The sequence below is a fragment of the Terriglobus roseus DSM 18391 genome, assembly GCF_000265425.1.
GTDB classification, from domain to species: domain Bacteria; phylum Acidobacteriota; class Terriglobia; order Terriglobales; family Acidobacteriaceae; genus Terriglobus; species Terriglobus roseus.
Map to the genome: position 1 here is coordinate 3196502 of NC_018014.1, position 22205 is coordinate 3218706.

The 22205-nt window shown below is 60.0% G+C and carries 16 protein-coding genes and 1 riboswitch; of the genes, 5 read left to right on the forward strand and 11 right to left on the reverse strand.

Features of this window, described 5'->3' with window-relative positions:
- Nucleotides 1-253: 253 nt before the first annotated feature.
- Nucleotides 254-1486 carry an acyltransferase family protein gene (locus TERRO_RS13080; protein WP_014786130.1) on the forward strand — a complete coding sequence of 411 codons (1233 nt, stop codon included), beginning with the start codon at nt 254-256 and terminating at the stop codon, nt 1484-1486.
- Between the two features lie 132 nt (nt 1487-1618).
- Here the strand turns inward: TERRO_RS13080 and TERRO_RS13085 are convergent, their stop codons facing one another.
- The 8 genes from TERRO_RS13085 to hemW all read right to left on the reverse strand — a co-directional run bounded on the left by TERRO_RS13085 (nt 1619) and on the right by hemW (nt 10558).
- On the reverse strand, nt 1619-2839 hold the full coding sequence (locus TERRO_RS13085) for a zinc-dependent alcohol dehydrogenase (protein ID WP_014786131.1): 1221 nt from the start codon (nt 2837-2839) through the stop codon (nt 1619-1621).
- Between the two features lie 70 nt (nt 2840-2909).
- The gene (locus TERRO_RS13090) at nt 2910-3551 is read right to left on the reverse strand and encodes an SRPBCC family protein (protein WP_014786132.1); all 642 of its coding nucleotides are present in this window, start codon (nt 3549-3551) and stop codon (nt 2910-2912) included.
- Nucleotides 3552-3885: 334 nt separating this feature from the next.
- A complete protein-coding gene (locus TERRO_RS13095) occupies nt 3886-4824 on the reverse strand; it encodes a vWA domain-containing protein (protein WP_014786133.1) in 939 nt (312 codons plus the stop codon).
- A gap of 133 nt (nt 4825-4957) precedes the next feature.
- Nucleotides 4958-7399 (reverse strand): TonB-dependent receptor, encoded by a 2442-nt coding sequence (locus TERRO_RS13100; RefSeq protein ID WP_014786134.1) that lies wholly within the window; start codon nt 7397-7399, stop codon nt 4958-4960.
- A 30-nt stretch (nt 7400-7429) separates the two neighbouring features.
- Nucleotides 7430-7670: riboswitch (cobalamin riboswitch) on the reverse strand.
- 45 nt (nt 7671-7715) lie between these two features.
- The gene (locus TERRO_RS13105) at nt 7716-8765 is read right to left on the reverse strand and encodes a threonine aldolase family protein (protein WP_014786135.1); all 1050 of its coding nucleotides are present in this window, start codon (nt 8763-8765) and stop codon (nt 7716-7718) included.
- Nucleotides 8758-9159 (reverse strand): DUF6984 family protein, encoded by a 402-nt coding sequence (locus TERRO_RS13110; protein ID WP_425358491.1) that lies wholly within the window; start codon nt 9157-9159, stop codon nt 8758-8760. Before TERRO_RS13110 ends, TERRO_RS13105 begins: the two co-directional genes overlap by 8 nt.
- Nucleotides 9095-9334, reverse strand: coding sequence for a hypothetical protein (locus tag TERRO_RS22130; RefSeq protein ID WP_014786137.1), 240 nt, complete (start codon nt 9332-9334; stop codon nt 9095-9097). The genes TERRO_RS13110 and TERRO_RS22130 overlap by 65 nt, the downstream gene beginning before the upstream one ends.
- A 27-nt stretch (nt 9335-9361) precedes the next feature.
- A complete protein-coding gene (gene hemW / locus TERRO_RS13115) occupies nt 9362-10558 on the reverse strand; it encodes a radical SAM family heme chaperone HemW (protein ID WP_014786138.1) in 1197 nt (398 codons plus the stop codon).
- Between the two features lie 88 nt (nt 10559-10646).
- Between hemW and TERRO_RS13120 the strand changes: the two genes are divergently transcribed.
- Complete coding sequence (locus TERRO_RS13120; protein ID WP_014786139.1) at nt 10647-12644, forward strand: ABC transporter ATP-binding protein; 1998 nt, start codon at nt 10647-10649, stop codon at nt 12642-12644.
- Nucleotides 12645-12716: 72 nt separating this feature from the next.
- Here TERRO_RS13120 and TERRO_RS22135 read toward each other — a convergent pair whose 3' ends face one another.
- A complete protein-coding gene (locus TERRO_RS22135) occupies nt 12717-13922 on the reverse strand; it encodes a YXWGXW repeat-containing protein (RefSeq protein WP_014786140.1) in 1206 nt (401 codons plus the stop codon).
- A gap of 174 nt (nt 13923-14096) precedes the next feature.
- On the opposite strand from TERRO_RS22135, the gene lpxB reads away from it, so the two are divergent.
- Together lpxB and TERRO_RS13135 are read left to right on the forward strand one after the other, a co-directional pair.
- On the forward strand, nt 14097-15323 hold the full coding sequence (gene lpxB, locus TERRO_RS13130; protein WP_245536068.1) for a lipid-A-disaccharide synthase: 1227 nt from the start codon (nt 14097-14099) through the stop codon (nt 15321-15323).
- A 58-nt stretch (nt 15324-15381) separates the two neighbouring features.
- Nucleotides 15382-17364, forward strand: coding sequence for a M1 family aminopeptidase (locus TERRO_RS13135; RefSeq protein WP_014786142.1), 1983 nt, complete (start codon nt 15382-15384; stop codon nt 17362-17364).
- A gap of 573 nt (nt 17365-17937) precedes the next feature.
- Here TERRO_RS13135 and TERRO_RS13140 read toward each other — a convergent pair.
- On the reverse strand, nt 17938-19035 hold the full coding sequence (locus tag TERRO_RS13140; RefSeq protein ID WP_245536287.1) for a phospholipase D-like domain-containing protein: 1098 nt from the start codon (nt 19033-19035) through the stop codon (nt 17938-17940).
- Between the two features lie 154 nt (nt 19036-19189).
- On the opposite strand from TERRO_RS13140, the gene TERRO_RS13145 reads away from it, so the two are divergent.
- Nucleotides 19190-20287 (forward strand): hypothetical protein, encoded by a 1098-nt coding sequence (locus tag TERRO_RS13145; RefSeq protein WP_014786144.1) that lies wholly within the window; start codon nt 19190-19192, stop codon nt 20285-20287.
- Nucleotides 20288-20365: 78 nt separating this feature from the next.
- Here TERRO_RS13145 and TERRO_RS13150 read toward each other — a convergent pair whose 3' ends face one another.
- On the reverse strand, nt 20366-22180 hold the full coding sequence (locus TERRO_RS13150; RefSeq protein WP_014786184.1) for an ABC transporter ATP-binding protein: 1815 nt from the start codon (nt 22178-22180) through the stop codon (nt 20366-20368).
- Nucleotides 22181-22205: the final 25 nt, after the last annotated feature.

The following is a 22205-nucleotide window of genomic DNA, read 5'->3' on the forward strand; positions in this document are numbered from 1 at the left end:
ATTTTTTCACAAAATGAATTAGTTATGGGGCAAGGCTGAACGCCAGGAATAATTTTCCGTACTAGGAATTTTTTACTGTAGTTTAGGGCGGTGCCCGAAATCCTCTGCACGGTTGCCGGTCCCAGCTGCCATTTTTCGGGCTACCGCCTTGGCTGCTCCGTGAGGTGAGGGCTCCACCCAAAGAGGGTGGTAATGCTCGGTGGGGAGTCACGACTGAAAAGCGTGATTCCTGTTCATTTTAGGGAGTTTACGTTTGAAAGAATCCAACCCGCTTCCAACGCCCGGCGGTCATCACCGTTTCCATTTGCTAGATGCGCTCCGCGGCCTTGTTTCCGTGCTAGTCGTTTATCTGCACGCACCCGCCTATCTCAACTTGCGAGCTGGGCACGACACAACCCTTGGGGTCGACTTCTTTTTCTGCTTATCCGGGTTTGTGATTGCTTTCTCTTATGAACGGCGCCTGGCGCTGTCACTCACCTTCAAGCAGTTCTTACGCGCACGCCTCATTCGTCTCTACCCGATCTATCTCTTTGGCCTGCTCGAGGGAACCATCTCGTTCCTGCTGGTGATGGTCAAATTCCCTCTTTCGATTGGGGACGTGGGTCGCCTCTCGATTCTCTTCGGTCTACAGACGTTGATTCTTCCTGGCTTCGGCGTTTGGAAGAGCCACCTTCTGTTCCCGCTGAACTTCCCCGCCTGGTCAATGTTTTTCGAGTTGCTGGTCAACATTGCCTTCGCTGCAGCCATTCGTAAAAAAATCGCCAGCAACAAGGCTCTCATTGCGACTTACGCCGTCTCACTCGCGTTGATGATCGGGCTTACAACGCAATACAAGGGCACTGATGTTGGATGGGGTTTGAACGCAGGCCATCTCATCGGCGGCACCGCTCGTGTATGTCTATCTTTTGTCGCCGGAGTGCTCATCCTTCGCTACACCCGTGCGAATCCGCGCAAGAGTTTCTCAGATCGGATCAGCATCTTCGCTTCCCTAGGCATCATCATCGCATTACTGCTGATCCTGCAATCACCGCATCCAGTGTTACGCACCAAGCTATTTCAGCTACTCGCGATCAGCTCTCTTCTACCTGCCACCGTTTATCTCGGCTCGCGTTGTCACGTATCGAAAAGACTCGCGCCTGTCTGCGCTTTCTTAGGGGACATTTCCTTCCCTCTATACCTCATCCATGCCCCCATCATGGTTCTTTTTGATTTGCCTGCAGTGAAGGCACTCCTCCTTCGCCTTCCTTCCTTGCAGCCCCTCGTCGTTCCTTCGGTGCTCTTGATCGCCGGGACAATCTCTTACTTCGTTATGACGTACTACGATCTTCCGGTAAGAGCTTTCCTCCGACGCCAGCAATCACTGCGATCATTGATCTTCCACCTCCCAACCGCTCTCACACGACAAGGCAGCGTCAGCGATCGTAGCGAGCAAGGGCTGGGCCAGCGGTACCGCGATGAAGCAGCAAAGCACGTAGCGATGCTGTAGCTCAAGATGCCTCGTAACTAACTCACGCTACAAAGCACGCATGTCGCTTGAAGCTGGACAAGATGAAGAGATGCAAACGCAGAAAAGCCCCGACGATTCTCGAGGCTTTTTTGTTTTGTTTTGTGTAAAGAACTAAGCAACCACCTTGCCATGCGTAGCTTCGTTCAGTGTGTCAGCCCAAGGATCGATCACGATCTTGGTGACTTGGTCTTCCTTCTTCTGCCACTTGCCGTACATCTCCGGTGCCTGCTCGATACCGATGCGGTGCGAGATCATAAAGCTTGGGTCGATCTGGCCTGCTTCGATGCGCTCAAGTAGCGGTGCGAGATGCGCCTGCATGTGGGTCTGACCCATGTTCATGTGGACACCCTTGCCGAACGCTGCACCAAAGTTCACCTTATCGAGGACGCCACCATAGACGCCAGGGATGGAGATAGTTCCGCCCTTGCGCACGGCCTGAATAGCTTCGCGCAGAACGATGGGACGATCCGTCTCAAGCATCAACGTCTGCTTCACACTGTCATACAGACCGGCCGTCGTGGCAGCGTGTGCTTCCATACCGACAGCGTCGATACAGGAGTCCGGTCCCATGCCGCCAGTGATATCCCGCAGCGCTTCCTGGATGCTGAGACCTTCATCGGTGTAGTCCATGATGGTTGCTCCGCAGTAACCCTCTGCGAGGCGGAGACGCTCTGGGAAGCGATCGATGGCGATGACCTTCTCTGCGCCCAGCATGTACGCGCTGGCGATGGCGAAGAGCCCCACGGGACCGCAACCCCAAACAGCGACCGTGTCGCCGGGCTTGATGTTTGCATTCACAGCAGCCTGGTAGCCGGTTGGGAAAATATCCGAAAGGAAGAGTACCTTCTCGTCCGGGATGTCGCTCTCGATCTTGATGGGTCCCACATCCGCGAACGGGATGCGTGCGTACTGCGCCTGTCCCCCGGCGTAACCGCCGTACAGATGCGAGAAGCCGAAGAGACCTGATCCCGAGTAGCCATACATCGTTTCGGCAACCTGGGCGTTGGGGTTGGTGTTATCGCAGACGCTCCATAGATCGCTTGCGCAGAAGAAGCAGCTACCGCATGCGATGGTGAATGGCACCACGACGCGATCGCCACGCTTCAACTTCTTCACTTCACTGCCGACCTCTTCGACGATGCCCATGAACTCATGGCCCAGGATGTCTCCGGATTCCATCGACGGGATGAAGCCACCGTACAGATGCAGATCGCTACCGCAGATTGCGGTACGCGTGACGCGGATGATTGCGTCCTTGGGGTTAATGATCTTTGGGTCCGGAACATTCTGGACCTCCATGGACTCTTTGCCCATCCAGCAGACTGCCTTCATTGCGTACTCCTTCTAACTTGTCGCGAGTGTTTCGAAATGGTTGACTTACGCAGATCCAGGGCGATGCAGACTACTGCTGGCTGCTGCCCGGCGGCGTGGGGTTGTTCTCGCCGTACATCCACTTCTTGATGGTTCCGCTTATGCCGCGATCGCCATGCGGCTGGCCCTTCACGGTAGGAATCTCGCCCGTCTCTGCGAACTGCTTGAAGTGACGCAGATCTTCCGTCACAATCTGTCGCGGGCTGCGCTTGGCTGTCGCGGCGATCGCATTGCCGAGGGCGCCAGCGGGTACCTTACCCACCTGCACCAGCGTGACGCGTGTGCCCCGCGCTGTCTCTTCAAAGGTGACAACACCACTCTGCTTTACATCGTCGGTGATGGAGCGCCAGGCAATCTTCTTACCCGGGACGAGCTCTGTTACTTCCGAATCAAACTCAACGCGCTTGCCGTCGGCATCATCCGGATCACCCATAACCCAATGACTTACACGCTCACTTACAGGATTTACAGAAACGACATACTCCTGCCACAGGGGAATAGAAACGATATCGCTCCACATGGCGAAGAGAGTCTGAGCGTCCTGACGGATGATCTGCACGGACCGGCCGATGATCTCCCCATCGTCGGTCTTATCGGCCGGAACAAAGTAGCGATTGCCGTCCTGCTGTGCCATGGGAAAGGTATAGTTCGGCGGATTCTGCGGAGTACTCATGGTGGCCTCTGTCGTGGTGGCGTTACTGATTCTCTAGTTGTGATGGCACAACCGCGACTGTGAGCCACCCGCCGAGCGCCGCAAGCAGCACTTTCCGCACGTCATTTTCACCCGCAGCAACACGGCAGCGTCAGAAAGACACAACTGCCGCACTTTGTGTGACTTATGTGCCTGATATCGCACATAAGTCGATCGACTCTAACCGCAAAAGCCGTCCATGGCGCAGCCGCGTCTCGGTGAATCTGATCCGTAAGGATTATCAGAACTAGTGAAGCTACAAACAAAATGGCAACGCGACGAATCGCGTTGCCATTTGCAACTATGCTTTTGAGGCCTATCTGGCGCCGGCTGCGCCTGCCAGTTGCTGTGCGCGTAGCTTGACGCCCTTGGTGTTGGAGCTGACCTTTACGCGCTGCAGTTTGGTGGAGCCGGTTTGAAAGGTAACCAGATAGCTCTCACGCAGCTCAGAGTCGAACTTTCGGAAGTATGGCTCAAGCGAGACCGGGTTGATAGTGCCGCCGTTGAGTGATTCGCCACCTGTGCCTTCGGCAGTCTGGCTCAGATAGCTCTGCCCGCTGAAGCTGGCGAGATTGCCATTCACCTCGCGACGGCCGTAATAGATCGAATAAACGGGCACGCCGGCACGCTGGGCGTCCGTAATGGCCTGCGCGACGTAGGGGCTGTCCTGATTCATTGGGCTCACCGATCCGTTGTAGCGATCGATGCCGCTGGTGATCATTAGGACCACTCGCGCGACGCCCGGATGTACGGGCCACTTCTTCACCAGATCCTGGAGGCAGAAGTATGGGCTGCCGTCGACGCCTGCCATGGAGATGGGGAGACGGATGGCCTTGAGCTCCTGCTCAGCCTCCGTGCTGAAGCCCTGGGGAAAATTAACGCCACCATTGCGCATATAGCCAACGCCGACCGCGGTGGTGGGCGAAACGGTGTTCTTCACAAACGATTCCACTTCATGAAGCTGGATGCCAAAGTTCGAGCGCAGGCCGTCGTCGATCAGCAGCGCGACCTCGGTGCGCACACCGGGCTTGTTCCCAACGCTAAGCGCTTGCAGAGAGCTGACAGGCACTGTCTTGCCGTTGAACTCCAGCTTGAGATCGGAAGGCTGCAACGTGGGCGCGCCGCCCTTGCTCTCCGCACGCACGATGATGCTGACAGGCTTTGGGCCTTCCGTGTATGCATCCGAACGCTGCGCGTTCATGCTGAGTGTGGTGCAGCAGACTAGACCTGCAGTGATTGCCATGGAACGGAACATAGCGAACTCCTTGAAAGCCGCTGACATGGCTCTCTAGATAAGACGCCGTCCATGAATTTTGGATCGATATTTCTACACGCCAATACGGCATGCTGCCCGGTAAGCCTACTTCGGCTCTCCGGGCAGCACTGGATTATTCCGCTGGAAAGCGAACCTTCAGGCCAACACGCACCGTCAGCGGAAGGCCTGGATAGCCAAACGCGCCAATGTGCTGGTTGTTCAGCAGATTCTCAGCCTGCGTAAACACACCGATCGACGGCCGCCACTGGTAGGTGACGCTGGCGTCCAGCTTCGTAAAGCCATAGGCCAGGTTACGGTTCGGCAGCAGCATCGAGTTATCGAAGGTAGAGCTAGAGAACGCATCGATAAACGTCGAATCATCCGACCGCGAGGACATAGCCCCCTTCAGCGCAGCACCAAACTTGTTGCCCGTGTACTGCACGACGAAGAAGCCCGTGTTCGGCGCGCGCCGGAACGGACGCTGACCCACCAGCGGCGAACTGACACCGATGGCAACGCCCGCATACTTGGGGTTTACGGTCGCCGCACCACCAAGCGCCTGCAACGCATCGGTTGAGAAGGACTGCTTCACCGAAGCATCCAGGTACGTGTAGCCTGCACGAACAAACAGGCGATGCGTCATCTGGTACTGCAGCTCCGCTTCGATGCCCTGCCCCTGTGTCGACAGAGAGTTCAGATAAAAGCCATACAGCGCCTGCGGCAGCGTCTGGTTGAAGTACTGGTTGTACAGCGACGTCGACACATACTCGATGCCGCGGCCGTACGTACTGTGAAAGTAAGTGAGGTGCAGAATCGCACGGTCGCTATAGATGTTCTGACTTACGCCACCTTCGTAAGTACGGCTGCGCTGTGCGCCAATGGGACTGACACGGAACTTTGCAATATCCGCCGTATCGTTGATGCCTTGCAGCGCGGCATACAGCGATGAGAGCTGCGTCGACAGGTTCGGCTCCTGCACGCCCTTGGCAAAGTTCACACGCAGACGCGTGCCATGGAACCAGCCGGTACCAGGCTGAATGGCATAGTAAGCAAGCCCAAGCTGCGGCTGGCCCTCAGTGCCATACAGCGAGTTGCGCTGGATCGCACCGCCCAGTGTATAGAAGACTCGGTGACCCACGCTTCCCTGCATCTGCAACGTGTAATCGTAGTTGCTGCGGCCAACCTGCTGATTGGTGCCGAACAGCGGATACCGATACGAGCCACGCTCATCCTGAAAGCGGAAACCACCAATGACCGTAAGGTGTTCGTTGACCTTGTAGTCCGTCCGGTAGTCAAGTCCATCGCGGTTCGAGACCAGTTCATAGCGCGTTGGGAACGGATCGTAACCAACGACGGCGCTGCCCGTTGCAGACGTGCCATTCGCGCCGCGAATCGTCACAACCTTGCCGTAGTAAGTGCCGAAGCCATCCGGTGTGCCGTTGCTGGCAAACTGCTGCGACTGCTCGCGCTTGCGTGCGCCAATGTAGCGGAAGCTGTTATGCCAGCCGCTTCGACGCGTGTCGTCGATGACGCCGGACATGTACGTGTTCTGATCGCCCTGCTTACCCACCTGCGTCAGGCCCTGGAAGTCATAGGGGCCCGGCAGTCCCGTTGCAGACACACCATTGCGAACTGTGCCGCGGATGCTGGTAGTGCCCGTGAAGCTATAGCCCAGGTTCGCAGCAGACGTCGCGGAATGATAGCGGTCATTGGCCAGCGCGTTGGAGGTATCGAAGCGCGAGAAGGCCGTGTAGTAATCCGCCTTGCCGTACGTACCGGAGAGCGTCGCTTCATTGCGCCAGGTGTGTAAGTTTCCCGCGTCACCAGAGTAAGTAAGCACCGGCCGAATCGCCGTGCCGTGCGGTGTTTCAAAGCGCACCACACCCGCGCGCGCATCCGTACCGTAGAGCACGCTATCCGGTCCGCGATGTGACTCCAACGCGCGCACTGCCGTGGAAGATACGGTGCCAAAGTCAAAGACACCGCCCACGTCGTTCGCGGGTACATCGTCGATCAGGACCTTGTTCGCGTCCGAGTTGCCGCCACGCACAAACAGCGACGTCGCACCACCGTACTGGCCGGTCTGTACCATCGATACGCCTGGCTGCAGACGCAGTTCCTGCGTCACGTCGACACGCGTGCTCAGGTCCTGCATCGGAATAATCGTGACGCTACCGCTCGTCTGCGCGATCGCCGTGGGTACGCCCGTGGCCGTCACCGTGACTTCACTGCGGACGGGATTGATCGTCATTTGCAGATCGCGTGAGACCACGTCCAGCGACCGGCCATAGAAAGGCTCGCTGACCTGCACGGCAAAGGCCTGTGCGTTTGCCAGCAGCAAGAAGCGTCCGTCTTCCGTAGAGCGAATTTCGTACGAACCATCCGGCAGTGTGACGGTCGATGCCACAACCTGCGTGCCCTTGATTAACTGCACGCGTGCCGATGGAATGGCCCGGCCCAGCGGATCGCGCACGCTGCCGCGAATGATGACGGCGTGTGCCGTAAGTGTAGTGGTGGACAAGACTGCGGCGAGCCACACGCATGTGCGCGCGCGTCGCCTGGGGATGCAATACATTTGAATCTCCTACGCTCCCCCTCGGGGCGTGGTTTGCTGTCAGCACCGGAATCGGTCTCCTGACTTACGCGCTTGCGCAGGGCCTCGGTAATGCCACGCACCTCGCCTTCCCGCTGTTCGCAGTGACGACCGGCGCCTCGAAGCTCCGCGTCTCCTCAATGCATCGGAGGAGCGCGATTACAGTTGCGGGGCAGTGGCGGAATCTCACCGCGCTTCCCATTGCATTCCAATGCAGTTGGCGTGAATGTCGAACAGTGCGCCGAAGCGCAGTCTGTCAATGGAGTGTGAACCTCCAGTCTACGCGCCACCGGACGCATTAGGCCGCTGTATGTGCCTCTATCGCAACATTTGCCAGGATCGCCGATGCACGCAGGCAGGCGGTTTGATCCACATCGCGATGCGTCACCAGGCGCACGCTGTGGGCGCTCAGGGCACTGGCAAGTACGCCGTTTTGCTTGAGCGCTGCGACATATGCAGGCGCGTCAAAGGCAGTGGTGAAGATCACGATGTTCGTCTCAACATCTGCTGGATCAATCGTGATGCCTTCGATCTTCGCCAAGGCCTCTGCCAGCAGCCTCGCCGTGGCGTGATCCTCGTGCAGACGCTTCGGCATCTCTTCCAGCGCGATCAAGCCCGCCGCGGCCAGAATGCCCGCCTGCCGCATGCCACCACCCAGCGCCTTGCGGACCATGCGGGCTTCCCGGATGAATTCCGCAGTGCCAACCAGGAGCGATCCCACCGGCGCGCACAGGCCCTTCGACAGGCAAAAGTTCACCGAGTCATAGCCCTCCGTCAGCGTGGCAACGTCGGTCTTCAGAGCGGTCGCGGCGTTAAACACTCGCGCACCATCCAGGTGAATGGGCAAGCCGCGGCTGTGCGCGCCATTCCGCAACTCGCGCATGACGGCCAGCGGCGTCACCGTGCCGCCTGCCATGTTGTGCGTGTTCTCTACCCAGACCAGGCCGGTCTGTGCCTTGTAGTAAAGACCGGATGTCGCCAGAGCCGGCTCGATATCCTTCCAGCGCAGAACACCGCGCTGCCCGGCGACCGTACGCAACTGGCAGCCGCTGAACATTGCGGCCATGCCCATCTCCCAGTCCATCACATGCGCCCGCGACTCGCAGACAACTTCCCTCCCGGGCTGCGTGTGCAGACGCAGTGCGATCTGATTGCCCATCGATCCGGTCGGCACAAAGATAGAAGCCTCACGGCCAAAGAGCTCAGCAGCGCGCGCCTCCAGCTTGTTGATCGTCGGGTCCTCGCTGTAGACGTCATCCCCCACCTCAGCGTTGGCCATGGCAGAACGCATCTCGGGCGTGGGTTTTGTTACGGTGTCGCTGCGAAGGTCGATGATGTTCTCAGGCACGTTTCAGTTCTCCAGGTTCCGGCAAGCGCAGCAAAGGCTTGAAATCAACTCGCCAAATATCCAACTCGAACAGGTCGCCATCCTGATCGACGTTAAGCGAAATCTCGAGCCCCATGCCGTCTTCGTCCCTTGCACGCACGGCGATCAATTCGTGATCCATCTTCCGAGGCCCGAGCCCCGTAAAACGAAGGCTACCCATGCCGCCGTCCTTCATGAACTCGACACGAGCGTCAGCCAAATGATCCCGCAGCGATGCGCCGTCCGGCAGCATTTCGAGCATCGCTGTGATCAGCGCTGATTCGCGTGGAGTGAGGGCTCGCGCACCCGGGCTAACGTACGGTGATGCGTCCCACGTGGATGTTGCCGTCGTCGAATCTAAAGGCTCGAAACTCAAGGTGCACTCCTCTCACATGAACTTCTCCCGTATAGGGTCCGGCCATGAGTCGGTCCTGCAAGAGCTGCAGATGCTTCGTGATCTCCTGCTCAACGTCGCTTTGTGTCAGTCCTGCCGCATAGGTGTGACGGAAGGTATGTGAGAGCTGATTGGCATTCCGTCCGAACTCGATCAAATGGCGGTCATCCGCGATGACATGATTCTAAGCTGCTGGGATAGCGAGCAATTCTCCAAAAACACTGGATGAGAGGATGCGTCCGTTCTGAGTCAATCGGACGGATTCGCGGTCTACAGACATGAAGCCCGCGATAGCAAGCTCACGGGACCTCTCAACAAAGGCATCCACCCACGCAGCAGGGTAATCCCGCCGCAACGCGTCGATCGACACGCCCTCGCTCAAACGCAGCCCAAGGAAGATACTCTCCTCCCAGGCTTCAAGTGCATCCACCCGCTCCACCTCCACGGCCTCGGCGGCGTCCATGTAACCGTCCAGGTCGTCGGCGTTCGCGAAGCGCACAGCCCCACCGGTCTCGGCGTCCAACAGCATGGAGTGCGCATCGAGTCCGAAACCGAGGTAGGGTGCCCGTGTCCAGTACTTCAGATTGTGCCGCGACGTATGGCCGGCTCGCGCAAAGTTCGAGATCTCGTACTGCGTCAGCCCTGCGCCGTTCAACGCTTCACAAGCCTGCGAATAAAGATCCGCAACCAGTGAGTCAGCAGGCGTCGCATTGGCGCCGTAACGGACACCCGGTCCGATCAGCTCACGCCCAAGCCGCGAATCCTCATCGACCTCGAGCATGTAGACAGAAACGTGATCGACGCTACTCTCGATGGCCTGCTGCAACGACTCACTCCAGCTCGCGACCGTCTGGTGCGGCAGCCCGGCGATCAGATCCACGTTGAGATCCCGAACGCCCGCAGCACGCAGGCGTTCCAGCTCTGCCAGGCACGAAGCACCCGTATGCGAGCGCCCAACAGCCCGCGACTCCGCATCGACGAAGCTCTGCACCCCCAGCGAGATGCGGTTCACACCACTCTTTAGCAGCGAGTCCAACAGCGCATCGGAGATCTGACCCGGAGCGGCCTCTACGGTGATCTCGGCGTCCTGAAACACTTGAAACTGGTCACGAAGCGCACCAAAGAGCGCCGTCATCTGCTGTGGCTCCAGCAACGAAGGCGTACCCCCGCCAAGGAAGATCGAATCCACCGCGGATGGGACCGCAAGTCCATGCGGTGACGCGAAATCGCGCGCGGCGCCAATCTCTGCAATGACCCGATCCACGTAAGCGGCCATGCGCGCGGGCGGGTAAGCGTCTGAGGCGAAGTTGCAGAAGGTGCACTTGGCTTTGCAGAACGGCACCGAAAGGTACAGTCCCAGCGTGTTGTCGACCGTGCCCATGGCTCCATTTTCCCACGTTGGTGCTGGCCGCCCCATACGAAAGCTGCACCGGAGCGGCCCCGGCCCACATCTACAATGGGACAGACTCATGGCGAAACGCACCAAAGAAAAGCCCAAGCCCGCAGCGAAGTCCGGCGGCGACGAAGAGGTACTGGGAAAGGCCTATGACAGCCGGCTGATGCGCCGGCTGCTGACCTACATGCGTCCCTACACGGGCCATGCCGTCCTCAGCTTCGCCGCCATCCTGCTCAAGGCCGCCGCGGACGTCGCGGGCCCTTACCTGATCCTCGTTGCGACCGATCGCTACATGACGGGCCGCTCCACGACGTTTGTACCGCCATTTCTCCAGCGCCATCTCAGCACAGTGCCGCTCACGGGTATCACCCAGTGCGCGCTACTCTACATGTGCGCGCTGCTGATGAGCTACGGTCTCGAGTTCCTGCAGACCTACCTGATGCAGTGGACCGGCCAGCGCATCATGTTCGACATGCGCTCGCAGATCTTCCGCCACCTGCAGCGCATGCACGTCGGCTTCTACGACAAGAATCCCGTGGGCCGCCTGGTTACGCGCGTCACAAGCGACATTGACGCGCTGAACGAAATGTTCACGAGCGGCGTGCTCGCGATCTTCGAAGACGTCTTCGTCCTGATCTTCATCGTCGGCATCATGCTTTGGATGAGCTGGCCGCTGGCCCTGCTCACGCTCTCCGTACTGCCGCTCATCATGTACGCCACGCGGCTCTTTCGGATCGCCGTACGCGCCAGCTACCGTCGCATCCGCGTCGCCATTGCGAAGATCAACGCCTACACGCAGGAACACGTCAGCGGCATGAGCGTCGTACAACTCTTCAACCGCGAAGAGCGCGCCTACAAGGACTTCCAAAGCATCAACGCAGAACATCGCGACGCCTTCGTCGACCAGGTGCAGGCCTACTCGCTCTACTATCCTGCAGTCGAATTGCTCAGCAGCATCGCCATCGCAACGGTCATCTGGAAGGGTGGCCTAGGCGTCCTCCACGGCAGCACCTTCTTCGGCCGCACGGTCACGGTCGGCGTCCTGCTTGCCTTCATGCAGTACGCGCAGCGCTTCTTCCGGCCCATCATGGACCTCAGCGAGAAGTACAACATTCTGCAGGCTGCCATGGCCGCCAGCGAACGTGTCTTCAAGCTGATCGATACCGAGCCCGAAATCGTCTCACCGGCAACCGTCACCGCCACGCCAGACAGTGGCTCACCGTGCGCCATTGAGTTCCGCGATGTCTGGTTCACCTACCAGACGCTGAACGACGACCAGCGCGTCTGGGTCGAAACCGCGGCCGACGCGGAGCTTGCCGCATCGACCGACATCGAGTGGATCCTCCGTGGTGTTTCGTTCCGCGTGGCGCGCGGTGAGACCGCTGCCATCGTCGGACACACCGGTGCCGGCAAGACGACCATCACGGCCCTGATGATGCGCTTCTACGACGTCACGCGCGGCGCAGTCCTGATCGATGGTGTCGACGTCCGCGAAGTAGCTCTCGACACCCTGCGCAGGCGATTCGGTGTCGTTCTGCAGGATGCCTTTCTGTTCACCGGCACCGTCCGCAGCAACATCCGTCTGGGCAGTGAATGGATCACGGACGCCGAGGTCGAGCATGCCGCCGACGAGGTCAACATCGGCGACTTCATCCGCACCCTGCCGCAGGGCTTCGACCAGCCCATGCAGGAGCGCGGCGCGACCCTCTCCACCGGCCAGAAGCAGCTCATCAGCTTCGCACGCGCTCTGGCGCACCGGCCTGAGATCCTGATCCTCGACGAAGCCACCAGCTCCGTCGACACCGATACCGAACTGCGCGTGCGACTTGCCCTGCAGCGCATGATCACCGGCCGCACCTCGGTCGTAATCGCACACCGCCTCTCCACCATTCAGCGCGCAGACACCATCCTGGTCATGCACAAGGGCCAGCTCCGCGAGAGCGGCACGCATAACGAACTGCTCGTGGAGCGCGGCCTCTACTGGCGCCTCTACCGCCTGCAGTACAAGGATCAGGAAGACACCGTCATCCCCATTCCGGCAGAACCACTCCGCCTGCAGCCCGGCGACTAACGCAACATCGATTCAACACAGAAGCGGAGGCCCCATCGGCCTCCGCTTCTTCTTGCTGTCGACCACGGATCGTTACCGGCGACGGACACCCTCACGACCATTGTGGTTCTCGCGCTGGATCTGGTGGCTGGCGACGTTCTGTTCGCGATTCACCTGCTGCCGCTCAGGTCCGTTTAGCCGGCCGCCGTTTGCCATACGATCCGCCCTCACCTGCTGGTTGATGTTCTGCTGACGGCTCTCCGCTCGTGCCGCCTCGCTCGCCGTCATCTGGCCGCTGTTGATGCCGTTGGCAATTCGCTGCTGCTGATTCGCCTCGCGGTCACCCACCAGACTATTGCCCTGGTTCTGTACGGCAGCATTGTGCTTGTCGTTGTAGATCGAGTTGCTGATGTTGTTCTGGCGCTGGTTGATGTTCTGCTGCTCCTGCGGCGTCAGGCTCCCGCCGTTCGCTGCACGGTCATTCCGAATGGTGTTGTTCAGGTTCGCCTCGCGCCCCTCAACGTTTCTCGTCTCACCGGCGGTCATCTGCCCGGAAGCGACACCCTGCGCAATGCGGCCCTGCTGGTCGAAGCGGCGGCCATTCACCTGGTTCATCGCAAGCGTCTGCGGCCGACCACCATTCACGCTGGCAAGCGAGCCGCGATCCTGCGCAAAGTTCGTCTGGTGCATCTGCTGATTTACCGTGGCACCCACATGCTGCTCATGGGCAAAGGCCATCTGCTGCGGCGTCGGCCGCGCCGCGATCCCACCAGGTCCATTGAAGCTCACACGGTTGATGTTGTTGTTCACAATCACCGTGCGGTCGACGTACGTGTTGTGAATGACCGTCGTATTCACATTCATCACAGCCGTGTTGTAACGGAAGGTATTCCCCGCCCACACACCGCCGCCAAAGCCCACGCCCGTATAGCCAAAGCCATAGTTCACGCCGCCATAGAAGCCGACATGCGGTCCCCAGTAGCCGGGATGCCAGCCATACGCACCGCTTGCAAAGCCCCAGTAACCCGGCGTCCACAAATAGCCAACCTGCGGCGGCGCAACCCACACGCCCGGCACCCAGTAGTAGCCCGCAGGACCATAGGCCCAGTATCCCGGCGTCCACAGGTAGCCCGGCGTCGGGCACGGCGGCTGCACGTAGACCGGCAGCGCGGGCGGCGCAGTGTGAATGGCGATGCCAATCGAAAACGACTGGGCCGCAGCGGATGGCGGCGCGATGCTTGCAACAGCAGCGATCAAAGGCAGAGTTGCAGCGAAGGTCAGTTGCACGAAGCGATTCATGGTGTCTCCCGTGCACGAAGTCAGTCCGTGCAGACAGCCACTTCAACCCACGGCTTTTTCGGATGTTTCTCGCAGCCTCGCACAATGCGTTCCGTGTCGCAATTCTGCGTATCCGACATAACGAGCTCCGCAGCAACATCGCCCACCTACCGCGACGGATACACTTGTCGGGACGTGCTGCAGACCCCACTCATCTTCCTCTCGGCCGGCGAGGCCAGCGGCGACCACTACGGCGCACAACTCATCGCTGCCGTAAAAGCCGTCCTGCCACAGGCCCGTTTCATCGGACTGGGCGGAGCCGCCATGGAAGCCGAAGGCCAGCAACGAGTCGTCCGCGCAGAAGACGTCGCCGTCATGGGCATCACCGAGATACTGCAACACATCCCGCGCATCCTCGGCAGCTACCTCCGGCTCGTCCAATCCATCAAGAGGAACCGGCCAGACGTCGCCGTGCTCATCGACTTCCCCGATGTCAACTTCCGTCTCGCCAAACACCTCAAGAGGCTCGGTGTACCCGTCATCTGGTTCGTCAGCCCGCAACTCTGGGCCTGGAAGCGTAGTCGTCTGCGCTGGGTGCAGCAACGCATCTGGAAGATGCTGACCATCTTTCCCTTCGAAGAGACCTTCTATGCCAACCGCGGCGTCACGGCCGAATTCGTCGGACATCCGCTGGCGGAACAGCCGCTCCCGACGATCTCTCGCGAGCAATACGCGAAGGATCACAGCCTCGATCCTGCAAAGCAGTGGGTCGCTCTCCTGCCCGGCAGCCGTGGCGGTGAGATCGACGCAAACCTGCCAGAGATGGTGCGCGCAACCGCACTCATCGAGCAGGACTATCAGTACCTTCTCCCCGTCGCACCCACCGTCAGCGACGCACGTCGCGATGCGATGAGGACCGCCACGCAGGCATCCAGAGTCAAGCTGGTGTCCGACGCCCGCGCCGCCTTGCTGCACAGCCGCGCAGCCGTCGTAGCCAGCGGCACGGCGACAGTGCAGGCAGCGGTCATCGGCATCCCGTTCCTCCTCGTCTATCGAGTCTCGGACCTTACGTTTAAGGCAGCGAAGCGCCTGGTCCGATACCCCGTCGAAATTCCGGCGGAGGAGGACGCGCACGGCAATCTTCCCATCGGCATGGTGAACCTCGTCGCCGGCAGGCGGATCGTCCCCGAGCTCCTCCAGGAACACTTCACCGGAGAAGCCGCCGCCGCGGCCCTGAGACCCCTCCTCGAAGATTCACCCGAGCGTGCGGCTCAGATCGCAGCCCTCGCTGAAGTCCGTCACAAGCTCCAATCCCCCAACCACCGCACCGGCATCGAAAGCCTGCGCGACGCCGTACTGGAAGCTCTTGAACCGCCGCCCCTGACCACCTCATCCGCCGCGCCTGCATCTGCGTCTAAATAAAGGACAGCCCATAATTGGGCTACCCTTGCCTCAGCTCGAATGAAGGACCCTCGCCAGCATGTTTGCGATCCGCAAGTTTGTAGTCGCCACCAGCGCCGCCGCTCTCTCTATCTCCGCCGCCGCCCAGACCAGCGGCACGCGCCAGCCGCTGCAGGTGACCGGCTACACCATCGACGCACAGCTTGATCCCGTCGCTCAGCGCCTGACAGCGACCGCCGCCGTCACCTTCACAGCGGTTCAGGACCTCATGTCGGCCACCTTCGAACTGAACAACGGCCTCCGCATCACCAAGATCACCGGGCCGGACGGCAAGCCGCTCGACAGCGACCGTGACGCCAGACGCTCGACCGTTACGGTGTCGCTTCCCGTCGCTATCCCAACCGGAACAACCTCCACCTTTACATTCACTTACGCCGGCATCCTGAAAGAAGCAGATACAAGCCCGGTTGAGGGCATCAAGACCGCTGCGCTCGCCACGCCCATCTCCATGCTGCTCTACCCGGGCCGCTGGTTCCCCATGGTCGGCCTGTACACCAACCGCTTTACGATGAACCTGCACGCCACCGTCCCCAGCGATGAGATCGCCGTGAGCAGCGGTTTCACGGGTAAGAAATCGGTCGCTGGCAACAAGACCGAGTTCGACTTCGCATGGTCCAAACCCGGCTTCCCCGGAACCCTGATCGCAGGCAAGTTCCTACCGGCAGGCAAGGTCGCAGGCTCGAATCAGATCTCCATCTACGTCACCGAGCCGCACAAGGCCGCGGCTGCTGATTACGCCGGCGTAGCCGCGCAGCAGCAGGAGTACTTCACCAACACCTTCGGCCAGCCCGAGAGCGGCAAGCTGCAGATCGTCGAACTGCCCGACGACAGCGTCTCCGCATCCTGGGGACCAGAGATTGCCGCCATTGCGGGCAATCGCATCGGCGACAAGAACAGCCATCGCCTGCTGGCCAACACCATCAGCCGCCAGTGGTGGGGCTCTGAGATCTCGCCTGCCACACTGAACGACGCGTGGATCACGAACGGCATGGCCCGCTACTCCGAACTGATGAACCTGGAAGAGACCGGCGGCAAGACCGCGCTCCAGAACGCCATCCCCGATATCGAAGCAGGCGCGCTCGCCTACGACACGGCACCGCTCTCGACCCTCGCTCGCGTCGACCCATTCTCGCCACAGTTCCAGTCCATGACGCTTGAGAAGGGTGCCATGGTCTTCCACATGCTCCGTTACCAGCTTGGCGACGACAAATTCCTCGCCTTCCTGAAGGGCCTGCTCTCGCAGTACACCGACAAGCCCGTCCGCTCCGCTGATCTGGAAGTGGTCGCGAAGGCGCAGGGCGGCGAAGGCGTCAACCTGAGACCCTTCTTCGCGCAGTGGATCGATGGCACCGGCGCACCGTCCTTCCAGGACAAGTTCACCATCTACCGTCTCGGGTCCAACAAAGGCTTCCGCACCATCGGCTCTGTCTCGCAGGACCTCGACCTCTTCCGCATGCCCATCGACCTGCGCATCGAGACCGACGGTAAGACCGAAACCCGCAAGATCGACGTGACCGGTACGGACTCCGCGTACACCATCGAGACCTTCGGCCGTCCCCGCCGCATCGTCATCGATCCCGACAACTGGGTGCTCAAAAGCACGCCGGATCTCGCCGTCCGCGTCGCCGTCCTCAAGGGTCAGCAACTCGTAGCCCAGGGCGACCTCATCGGTGCACTGGCCGAGTACCAGAAGGCGCTCGACAGCAACAAGAACTCAGCGCTCGCAAACTACCGCATCGCAGAGATCTTCTTTACGCAACGTAACTACCAGTCGTCCGCCAACAGCTACCGCGACTCGCTGCGAGGCGACGGCGAACCGCGCTGGACGCAGGTCTGGAGCCACATCGGCCTCGGCAAGATCTTCGACCTGACCGGCCAGCGCGATCGTGCCGTGCAGGAATACCGACTCGCCGTGCAGACCAACGACAACACACAGGGCGCCATCAACGAAGCGCGTGCACTTCTGCAGAAACCCTTCGAGCGCGCGCGCTCCATGGACTAAGCTTCGTTTCGAACCAACAAGGCCCACGTCTCAATCCTGAGGCGTGGGCCCTGCCTTTTGCGAAGCAATGAGCCAGAATCCAACCACCACCTTCGGGTCAGAAGAATGTCGCATTCTTGCGCCTCAACACAAGCAACACGCGACGCAATTCCTGAATCCGCGCGCCACCAAAGCGCGTCTAGTTAGGTGTTCGGCAAGGAAATGCGGGTCACTCGAGAACCTGCGATCCGCACTGAACATGGCACAAGGCCAAACACGCCGGGCGATGAACGGAGCCGGCGCGAAGCTCTTCCCTAAAGCCGTGGGCACCAGTCGCGACCGCTCGACGACTGTCCCAACAGGGTGACACTTATGGTTCTTCGTAACGCTGCACTTTTGCTTGCACTGACGCTTCCAATAGCCGCATTCGCACAGGAGCATGATCGCTCCCCACACACGCATGACAGCTCACCGCGTACGCACGACAGCTCGCCACGTCCCACCGGCCAGCCGACTCGCTAACCGAGTCACATCGACATCAGAAAGGGCATGGCGCAAGCCATGCCCTTCTCTATTGCAAACCTTCCTCACGAACTAATCTTTTCGCTGCACCTGCAGCTGCGCGGCCTGCGCCGCCATGTCCCGTAGCGCCAGCAACACGGCATCGTGGATCTCTTCGCGGAAGGCATCACGCACTGTCTGTGCGACCTCACCCGGTTCAAACGCCACGTCACTCGTGCGGCGCTCGAAGACGCGCTCCAGCACCTGCTCCACCACCGGCTTCACGTTGATGTGCTTCGCAACGATCTTCGCCACACGCCGCACCGGGATATCCATCGCCGTTTCCATGGAGTCCTGCACCGCCGGCTGAGCCCCCTGCCAGTCGCCTTCGAAGATGTTGATCATCTTCTTCACCGCCGCTGCATCCTGGAAGATCACGCCAATCTCTCGGCGCGCCTCCAGCTCGAGCTTACGCAGACTCTGGCTGCCCAGAAATGCGGCCTTCCCATCACGAAGGATCGCGCGCACGTGCAGACGCATCCCCATCGTCCGCAGCGGCAGAATATTCGCCCGGGGTGAAGCGCGACCGATGATCCGCACATCCACGCCATCCGCGACCTTCTCCCGCAGCAACTTCACAAAGTCTGGATCGCTGATCTTCATCTCGTACAGCAGCAGCTGCTTCTTGGCGCCCTTGATGAACTCCGTCAGCTCCTTGCGCGCGTTAATCGGGCTGACGACCAGCTCATGCACGCTCGACACAAACGGCGTCCGGTGCGAGTCGCACTCGAACAGCTTCACCGCCTCCGCCACGATCGCGGGTGTCGTAATCCGAGCGCCAAACGACCGGCTCAGCGTAATGTCCAGGTGCGTGTAGTTGAACGCCAGCAGGAACAGTTCCTTGCGGTCGATGATGAACATCTTGCCGTGGTAACGCACCAGGTCGTCCGCCGTACGCGTCACGGTAATGCCGCGCTCCAGCAGACGCATCTCCAGCTTGCGAAGGTTCTTCTCTTCGCCGCGATTGGTAAACGCGATCAGCGCCTGCACCGTAACGCCGCGCTGCACGGCTTCTACGAGAGCCCGTTCGATCTCGCTACGGTCATACCGAAAGATCAGAATCAGAATGCTCGTCTTCGCGCTGCGCAGCGCGTTCAACAGGGGCTCGATGCCGTCATCCGGCTGTACCATCAGCTTCACTTGTATCTTGGTCTCCTGCTGTACTGGCACAGCGTCGTACTTCATGAGGATGCAGAACCGCTAGTGGAAGATGTTTTCCGTGCGTCGCGCATCGCACTTCGCGGGAATTGCTTCTTATCTCGTACAGACCACGTTCGGAGACAACATGTTGCGTTTCACACGGCTTTCGCACTTTGCAGTGATCTGCACGCTTGCCGCAGCATCCTTTCAAAGCTTTGCGTCCCCTGCCGCCGCCCACGCCGCTTACGTTCAGGACGACGACAAGAAGTCCAAGGCCAAAGAAGATGACAATGACCGCGACGTTCGCAGCAACGCCGCGCTGTGGGCGCAGATCCGCAACCCCGTCCTGTGGCACCAGCCAAAAGACATCGCCAGGCTGGACCTGCTCAACGGTCAGGGCGGCAGGGACAAGCAGCCCCGCCCTCCATTCGTCTTCGAATCAGAGGACATGGGCGGCACCAATCCCAAGATGGATGTGCGCGACGCCGGCGATAAGAAGTGGCGCGTGAAAGCTGGCGAAGAAGCACGGCCAGAGGTCGTCGCCTCGCGCCTTCTGTGGGCCATGGGCTACTTCGTCAATGACGACTACTTCTTGCCGTCAGCAACCGTCAGTAACGTAAAGGTGAAGCGGGGCCCGAAGGAATGGAAGGCCGGCCAACTGCAGGACGTCCGCTTCGCACGCAAACCCGCGGGCCAGAAGAAGATTGGCATCTGGGAGTGGAAGACCAACCCCTTCTACGGCAAGCGTGAGTTCAACGGCCTGCGCGTCATGATGGCCGTCATGAACAACTGGGACCTGAAGGACGAGAACAACGCCGTCTACACCGATAAGAAGAGCGGCCAGCAACTCTTCCTCGTCAGCGACGTCGGTGCAAGCTTCGGCTCCAACGGCATCGGATGGACCAAGGCAAGCTCCAAGGGAAATATCGACAGCTTCAAAGACTCGAAGTTCGTGACCCGCCTGACGACAGCCACCGTGGACTTCGGCACTCCCAGGCGTCCCACCGGCATGCTCTTCGCCACGGCGGGCGTCACGGCCAAGTCTTTCGCCATGCGGGCCAATCTCGACTGGATCGGCCGCGAGGTACCACGCGAGGACGCCCGATGGATCGGCGGCATGCTCGCCCAGCTCAGTCACAGGCAGTTGACCGATGCCTTCCGTGCAGGCGGCTTTCCCGACGAAGTCGTCACCCAATACGTAACCGTCGTCGAGTCACGCATCGCAGAGCTGAAGAAGCTTTAGTCAGCGCTGTCAGCAGAAACGAAGGCCCGGTTGCTGATGCATCCGGGCCTTCTTCCTGGCAACTGTCCGAACGGACGCCTAAGCCAGCAAAGCAGACTTCTCTTCATCCGCATGGGCTTGTGTCTCGTTCAATTCCTGGTATAAACCGCCGGCATGGATCAACTCGTCATGCGTGCCATTCTCCACGACACGCCCATCCTGCAGCACATAGATGCAGTTCGCATTCCGCACCGTCGATAGCCGGTGAGCGATCACGATCGCCGTCTTCCCTTCCATCAATCGATCGAGCGCCTCGAACACCAGGTGCTCGCTGTTCGCATCAAGCGCCGAGGTCGGCTCATCCAGGATCAGGATCGGGCTGTTCCGCACCATGGCACGCGCAATCGCGATGCGTTGCCGCTGGCCACCCGACAGCAGGATGCCCCGCTCGCCCACGACTGTATCGTACTTCTGCGGCAGGCAGTCGATAAACTCATCCGCATTCGCGTCCTTCGCGGCCTGCACAATCTCGGCGTGCGTCGCCTCCGGCCGCCCATACGCAATGTTCTCCCAGATCGACCCGCTGAACAGCACCGTATCCTGCAGCACAAAGCTCAACTGCTCACGCAGTGACTTCTGCTTTACCTTGCTGACGTCCTGTCCATCGATCCGCACAGTTCCCGACTGCGGCTCGTAGAAACGTGCAATCAAGTTGATCAACGTCGTCTTGCCGGAACCAGTCGGCCCCACGATCGCAACCGTGGAGCAGGGCTCCACGCGCATCGTCACATCGTGCAGGATCTCGCGATCGCTGTTGTAGCTGAAGCTCACATTGTCCAGTTCGATGCGACCTTCGGTGATGCGCAGATTCTTGGCGCCAGCGGCGTCACGCATCTCGTCCTGATTGCCAATGATCTCCTGGATGCGTTCGTAGCCGATGTCGGCCTTCGAGTACGAATCCATGATCTTGCTGATGTCCTGCATCGGCTTGTACATACCCGCGATGTACGCAATAAAGATGTAGATCTTGCCGCCGGTCATATTCGAATCCAGAGCCAGCCGACCGCCGAAGTACAGCACACCGCAGGTACCCAGTGCCGTGACGATGTTCACAATCGGTACCAGCTTCGCCTTCAGCGTACGCGCCTTCAGTGAAGCCTCAACTGTCTCCAGGCTCTCGCCCTCAAGCCGGTCGATCTCATACTGCTCGCGCGAGAACGCCTTCACCACGCGGATGGAGCCAAGGACCTCCTGCACCACGGAGATCATCTTGCCCTCCTGCTTCCGCACCGCACGCGAAGCCTTCTTCACCTTGCGCGTGTACGTGTACACGATCGCGAACAGGATAGGCACGACAGCCAGCGCAATCAGTGTCAGTTGCCAGCTCAGGTAGAACAAAACGCCGATCATGCCGACAATGGTGGCGATGTCGACCAGGATGCTCAGCAACCCCGACACAATGAAGCTCTGAATCGAATCAATATCCGTCGTCACGCGGCTGATCAGGTCGCCCGTCTGGCTGGTGTCATGGTACGAAAGCGACAGCCGCTGCACCTGCGCGTAGAGCGTCCGGCGCAGATCATGCGTCACCCACTGCCCCACGCTCGTCGTCGTGTACTTCTCCCAGTACGAGCAGAACGCGTCCACAATCGCGATCGCAACAACCGCAATGCAGGCGAACATCAGGATCTGGTGCGGCTCCGTGCCGGCCGTGCGTTTGATGAACTTGAAGAGCCAGCCGTGAGATTCCTTGTGCGCAATCACATTGTCGAGCACGATCTTCAACGGCCACGGCGCCGCCACATCCGCGATACTCTCACCGGCAATCGCAACCAGCCCCAGCATCAGCGCCCGACGGTGAGGCCGCAGCAGTTCCTTGATCGTAATGCGGCGCGTCTCCTGCTTGTCGGGCATACTGCTCTGCAATCTCCTGGTCTGT

Coding starts and splice junctions, on each gene's coding strand:
- TERRO_RS13085 (WP_014786131.1), bottom strand. CDS start 2,839: ATGAAGGCAGTCTGCTGGATGGGCAAAGAGTCCATGGAGGTCCAGAAT.
- TERRO_RS13090 (WP_014786132.1), bottom strand. CDS start 3,551: ATGAGTACTCCGCAGAATCCGCCGAACTATACCTTTCCCATGGCACAG.
- TERRO_RS13095 (WP_014786133.1), bottom strand. CDS start 4,824: ATGTTCCGTTCCATGGCAATCACTGCAGGTCTAGTCTGCTGCACCACA.
- TERRO_RS13100 (WP_014786134.1), bottom strand. CDS start 7,399: ATGTATTGCATCCCCAGGCGACGCGCGCGCACATGCGTGTGGCTCGCC.
- hemW (WP_014786138.1), bottom strand. CDS start 10,558: ATGGGCACGGTCGACAACACGCTGGGACTGTACCTTTCGGTGCCGTTC.
- TERRO_RS13120 (WP_014786139.1), top strand. CDS start 10,647: ATGGCGAAACGCACCAAAGAAAAGCCCAAGCCCGCAGCGAAGTCCGGC.
- TERRO_RS22135 (WP_014786140.1), bottom strand. CDS start 13,922: ATGAATCGCTTCGTGCAACTGACCTTCGCTGCAACTCTGCCTTTGATC.
- TERRO_RS13135 (WP_014786142.1), top strand. CDS start 15,382: ATGTTTGCGATCCGCAAGTTTGTAGTCGCCACCAGCGCCGCCGCTCTC.
- TERRO_RS13140 (WP_245536287.1), bottom strand. CDS start 19,035: ATGGTACAGCCGGATGACGGCATCGAGCCCCTGTTGAACGCGCTGCGC.
- TERRO_RS13145 (WP_014786144.1), top strand. CDS start 19,190: ATGTTGCGTTTCACACGGCTTTCGCACTTTGCAGTGATCTGCACGCTT.
- TERRO_RS13150 (WP_014786184.1), bottom strand. CDS start 22,180: ATGCCCGACAAGCAGGAGACGCGCCGCATTACGATCAAGGAACTGCTG.